At 64.7% G+C, this 5,511-nt stretch carries 6 protein-coding genes; 5 read left to right on the top strand and 1 reads right to left on the bottom strand.

Annotated features, from left to right (window positions below; translation table 11 throughout):
• The coding region (locus tag VGD20_RS13230) for an NAD(P)H-dependent oxidoreductase (protein WP_331134898.1) at positions 1-354 on the top strand (354 nt) is incomplete at its 5' end.
• A gap of 121 nt (positions 355-475) precedes the next feature.
• Positions 476-1,024: a hypothetical protein gene (locus VGD20_RS13225; RefSeq protein WP_331134897.1), complete on the top strand. Its 549-nt coding sequence runs from the start codon at positions 476-478 to the stop codon at positions 1,022-1,024.
• Between the two features lie 55 nt (positions 1,025-1,079).
• Here VGD20_RS13225 and VGD20_RS13220 read toward each other — a convergent pair whose 3' ends face one another.
• Complete coding sequence (locus tag VGD20_RS13220) at positions 1,080-1,580, bottom strand: MarR family winged helix-turn-helix transcriptional regulator (RefSeq protein WP_331134896.1); 501 nt, start codon at positions 1,578-1,580, stop codon at positions 1,080-1,082.
• A 106-nt stretch (positions 1,581-1,686) separates the two neighbouring features.
• Here VGD20_RS13220 and VGD20_RS13215 point away from each other — a divergent pair, with 106 nt between their 5' ends.
• The 3 genes from VGD20_RS13215 to VGD20_RS13205 are packed head-to-tail and all read left to right on the top strand — an operon-like array spanning position 1,687 to position 5,456.
• On the top strand, positions 1,687-3,321 hold the full coding sequence (locus VGD20_RS13215) for a long-chain-fatty-acid--CoA ligase (RefSeq protein WP_331134895.1): 1,635 nt from the start codon (positions 1,687-1,689) through the stop codon (positions 3,319-3,321).
• 25 nt (positions 3,322-3,346) lie between these two features.
• Positions 3,347-4,477: an alpha/beta hydrolase gene (locus VGD20_RS13210; RefSeq protein WP_331134894.1), complete on the top strand. Its 1,131-nt coding sequence runs from the start codon at positions 3,347-3,349 to the stop codon at positions 4,475-4,477.
• A gap of 1 nt (position 4,478) precedes the next feature.
• On the top strand, positions 4,479-5,456 hold the full coding sequence (locus tag VGD20_RS13205) for an aminoglycoside phosphotransferase family protein (protein ID WP_331134893.1): 978 nt from the start codon (positions 4,479-4,481) through the stop codon (positions 5,454-5,456).
• The last annotated feature ends 55 nt before the right edge of the window (positions 5,457-5,511 follow it).

Below are 5,511 nucleotides of genomic sequence, written 5' to 3'. Positions count from 1 at the left end.
CTGCTGTTCGTCTCGCCCGAATATAATGGTTCGGTATCGCCGTTGCTCAAGAATGCGATCGACTGGGCATCGCGGCCGACCGGCGAGGAATCGCTCGTTGCGCTCAGCGCCTATCGCGGGAAAGCCAGCGCGGTGATGTCGGCGTCGATCAGCCCCTTCGGCGGATTGCGCGGGTTGATGCACCTGCGTCAGATCCTGTCGACGATCCAGACGCTCGTCATCCCCGAACAGGTGCTGATACCGAACGCGCATGCTGCGTTCGATGAATCGGGCAACCTGAAGGACGCACTGCCCGCATCGCTGGTCGAGGCGACCGCGGCGCGGCTTGTCGCCGTCGCAAAGGCGCTTGGATAAGCTCCGGGATCTCAGGCTCCGTCGGCTCGCCGCGTCGCTTGCACGGCCCGGCAACATGGCATTTGGTACGACGCGGCGTGATGCGGCATCGATAGCCATTGCCGTTCGACAGGAGCTTCTCATGCCCAGACTTTCCGGCCTGCTCGCCGGGCTATGCCTTGCCGGTGCCGCGCTATCGGCCGCCCCCGCCGCGCAGGCGCAGGAGACCGCGCCCGCCGCTTCGCTGACCCCCGGCACCAGGGTTTATGACGAAGGCGGCGAGGAAATCGGACAGATCGTCAAGATCGATGGCGACCGGGTTGCGGTGTCGATCGGCGGGAGCGGGCTCGTGGTCCCGAAGAATGCCTTTGTGAAGACCGGCAAGGGCCCGGCGCTGAAAGCTTCGAAGGCGAAAATCCTTGCGGTGCTGAAGGAAGCCGAGGCCGACGCAGCGGCGGTCGACGGCGTATTGAAGCCGGGAGCGGAGGTACGCAGCGCCGACGGCGCCGCGGTGCTCGGCACGGTCAAGGCGATGGCGCCGCAGGGCGCTGTCCTCGCGACCAAGGACGGCAATATCACCATGCCCCGCGCGGCCTTTTTCCTGTCAAAGAAGGGGCTGGCGGTAAAGGTCAACGAGAAACAGTTCGTCGAGGGCGTGAAGGCGGCGCGGGCGAAGAAAAAGGGCGGTTGAGCCCCGTCACCGGCCGGCGGCAAACTGCTTCGCCGGACGGGGACGCATCGATCGGTCAGGCCCGGTGCTTCTTTTCCGGTTGCGCCGCGATATTGTCGCCCCAGTCGGCTTCGAGCGTTGCGAGCAGCGCGTCGAAACGATCCTTGCCGAGCTTCGCCGAAAGCTGATCGGCGAGCGCGTCCATCGCCGCCTGCGCATCCTTGCGCATCCGTGCGCCGGTGTCGGTGAGCGAGACGATCATGTGGCGGCGATCATCGGGGTCGGGGTCGAGCTTGACGATTCCGATGGCGACCATCTGGTTGATCGTGCTGTGAATCGCCTGCCGCGAGACGCCGAGATTGCGGGCGATGTCCGACGGGCGCACGATGCCGCTGACGATATTGGTCATCACCATCGATTGCGGCCGGCTGACGTCGGGCCAGCCGCCGTCGTGCAGCCGCGCCTGCAGGCCCTCGTCCAGCCAGCAGAAACGTTGAAAAAGCGCGATGATAAGCTGGTTGGTACGCATTATGCCGGTGACAATCCCTGTTGCCGGCAGCCCCGCCGGCCCGGTCACGCTAGAAGAGTGGCGGTAGCGAGGCAAGGCGGCCTCCCCGATATTGCAAAAGCGAAATACTTAGCATACTATCTATATTGACGAGGCGCAGGGAGAGACGGGTCGCATGGACGGGTTGATGCAGAATGTGCCGCTCACGGTCGACCGGATCATCGACCATGCGGCAAACTGGCACGGCGGTCGCGAAATCATATCGCGCGATGCCGAGGGGCGGGTGACGCGCTCGACCTGGGCTGCGGTTCATGCCGATGCCAAGCGTGTGTCGAACATATTGGCCGCGGAGGGCATCAGGCCCGGCGATCGCGTCGCGACGATGGGCTGGAACAGCGCGCGGCATCTGGCGGCCTGGTATGGCGCGGCGGGAATGGGCGCGGTGCTGCACACGCTCAATCCGCGCCTGTTCCCCGAACAGATCGCCTATATCGCGAACCATGCCGGCGACCGGTTGCTGATCGCCGATCCCGCGACCGCCGACCTTGTCGAGGAGCTGTTGCCGCAGGTGCCGTCGATCGAAAAAGTGATCTTCTTTTGCGATGCCGCGTCGCTGCCGCGGACAAGCTTTGCCGCGACCGCGTTCGACGACTGGATCGCAGGACAGCCGGCCGAATATGTCTGGGGCAACTTCGACGAAAATACCGCGTGCGGACTCTGCTACACCAGCGGCACGACGGGCAATCCCAAGGGCGTGCTCTATTCGCACCGGTCCAATTACATCCATGCGCTGATGACGCTGCAGCGCGACGCGCTGGCGTTGTCGGCGCGCGACACGGTGCTGCTCGTCGTGCCGATGTATCACGCCAATGCGTGGGGCGTCGTCTATTCGGCGCCCGCGGTCGGGGCGAAGCTGGTGCTGCCGGGGCAGCGGATGGACGGCGAATCGATCTATAATCTGATCGAGCAGGAGGGCGTGACCTATTCGGCGGCCGTGCCAACAGTGTGGCAGATGTTGCTCACATATATGCAGGAAAACGGGAAGCGCTTTACCACGCTCGAGCGCGTGACGATCGGCGGTTCGGCGTGCCCTGAATCGATCATTCGGACCTTCCGCGACGATTATGGGGTCGATGTGATCCAGGGCTGGGGCATGACCGAAACCTCGCCGCTTGGCACAGTATCGGTTCCCAATGCGTCGGTCGCGGCCAAGGGCGACGGCGAGCAAATGGCGTATAAGCTCAAGCAGGGCCGGCTGCTCTGCGGGCTCGACATGAAGCTGGTCGACGATGCGGGAAAGCGCCTGCCGCACGACGGCAAGACGCCGGGGCGACTGATGGTCAGGGGGCCGACGATCGCGGGGGCCTATTATGGCGGCGAGGGCGGCGAGGTGCTCGACGCCGAGGGCTTCTTCGACACCGGCGACGTCAGCACGATCGATGGCGAAGGCTATATGCAGATCACCGACCGCGCCAAGGACGTCGTGAAGTCGGGGGGCGAGTGGATCAGTTCGATCGAGATCGAGAATATTGCAATGGGACATGGTGCGGTCGCCAATGCCGCCGTCGTCGGCGTCGCGCATCCGAAGTGGGACGAACGGCCGATCCTGCTTTGCCAGTTGAAGGACGGTGCCAAGGCGTGCGCCGCCGATCTCAAGGCGTATCTCGACGGCAAGATCGCGCGCTGGTGGATGCCCGACGACGTGCTGTTCGTCGACGAAATCCCGCTCGGCCCGACGGGCAAGATCGACAAGAAGGCGATCCGCGCGGGGCTGGAGGGCTACAAGCTGCCCTTCGAAGTCACCCGCTGATAACAATCGACAATCAGGAGAGAGAATGATGGACCCGAACGGGATCGAAGGACTGGACGCGCAATTTATTGGGCTTGTTTCGCCGACCGCGCCGCGTATCCAGGCGGGCGGGCATCCGTGCCAGGGCATCTATTGGACCGAGGCGGGCAAGCGCCCGAAGGTCGCGATCATCGCGACCCATTATAATGTCGATTTCAAGGAACATTATATCGCGCCATGGTTCGCGCGGCAGGGTTTTGGCTTCCTCGGCTGGAACACGCGCTATCGCGGGTTCGAGGACCAGTTCCTGCTTGAACATGCCATCCTCGACATCGGCGTCGGCATGAAGTGGCTGAAGGAAGAAGCCGGAGTCGAGCAGATCGTCATTCTCGGCAATTCGGGCGGTGGCTCGCTGATGGGCGCCTATCAGGCCGAGGCGATCGCGCCGACGCTGACCGACCGGCTGCCGTCGGTCGGTCAGGACGCGCTGGCGTCGCTGATCAAGGGCGATCTCTACATCAGCTTCAACGCGCATCAGGGGCGTCCCGAGGTGCTGACCGACTGGATGGATGCGTCGGTGATTGACGAGAATGATCCCACTCTGACCGACCCCGAACTCGATCCGTTCAACCCCGACAACGGCCCGCCCTATTCGGACGCGTTCGTCGAAAAATATCGCGCGGGGCAGCGTGCGCGCAACCAGCGCATCACCGACTGGGCGAAGGCCGAACTGGCCCGGCTCAATGCCGCGGGCATCCCCGACCGCATCTTCCCCATGTTCCGTTGCTGGGGCGATATCCGCTGCGTCGATCCGGCGCTCGATCCCTCGGACCGCAAGCCCAACTGGTGTTACCGCGGCGACCCGGCGGTCGCGAACCGCACGCCGAGCATCGGGCGCGCCAATACGATCAAGACCTGGCTCAACATGTGGAGCCTCGAAACCTCGCCATGCCAGGGTCAGCCGCATCTCGCCAAGCACGACACACCCGCGCTCGTCGTCCAAGGAACCGCCGACACCGGCGTCTTCCCGAGCGATGCGCGCAAGATCTTCGATTTCCTCGGCTCGACCGACAAAAGGATCGAACTGATCCCCGGCGCGCATTATTTCGAGGATTCGGTTGCCGAGCGGCAGAATGCCGCCGATCTTGTCGGCGCGTGGATCCGGGAGAAGCTTTGAGGTGACGACGGACGCCGACATCGTCGATGAACTTCGCGCCGCCGGTCTGGTGGGGGAGGGCGATATCGCCCTCACGCCCCTGACCGGCGGGGTGTCGTGCGACGTGTGGAAGGTCGAGACGCCGTCGGGGCCGATCGTCGTCAAGCGCCCGCTGCCGCAGTTGCGCGTCGCCGCCGAATGGCACGCGCCCGTGGAGCGTGGGACAAGCGAAGTGCGCTGGCTGCGCCGCGCGCGCGGGGTTGATCCGAAAATTGCGCCTGAGGTGCTCGCCGAACTGGCCGGCCATGCCTTCGCGATGCGTTTCCTGCCCGGCTGTCCGGTGTGGAAGGACGAGCTGATGGCGGGGCGGGTCGATGCCGGTTTTGCCGGAGAGGTCGGGCGGGGTATTGCCGCGGTCCATGCTGCGACCGCGCATAACGAAGGCGACCGCGCCGATTTCCCCAACGACGAGATGTTTCGCGCGCTCCGCGTCGATCCGTTTCTGCTTTATGTTGCGCGGCATGATGCCGAACTCGCGCCCGCGCTCGAGGCGCTCGCCGCCGATCTTTCGGGACGCAAGATCGCACTGGTCCATGGCGACGTCAGTCCCAAGAATATCCTCGTCAGCGCCGACGGCCCGGTTTTCCTCGATGCCGAATGCGCCGTTTATGGCGATCCGGCGTTCGACATCGCTTTCTGCACGACGCACTTGCTGCTGAAAGCGGTGTGGTCGGGCGACGCGCGGCTGAACGAAGCTGCCGCCGCGCTGGTTGCCGCCTATCGCGCGGGGATCGACTGGGAAGATGCCGGAGGCGTACTGCTGCGTGCGGGCAAGCTCACCGCGGCGCTGTTGCTTGCGCGCGTCGAGGGCAAGTCGCCTGCACCCTATCTCACCGACCCCGGGCACAAGCATGTGATCCGCGATCAGGCGCGCGCGCTCATTCGCGCGCCGCAACCCGTCGACGCGCTCGTCGCCAACTGGAAAAGGACTTTTGCATGACTTCGCGTATCGCCTCCGTCACCGGCCGCCAGATATGGGATTCGCGCGGGCGGCC

Source organism: Sphingopyxis sp., assembly GCF_036402335.1.
Classification (GTDB): domain Bacteria; phylum Pseudomonadota; class Alphaproteobacteria; order Sphingomonadales; family Sphingomonadaceae; genus Sphingopyxis.
The sequence above is the reverse complement of the archived record's forward strand: the minus strand, read 5'-3'. Positions and strand labels throughout refer to the sequence as shown.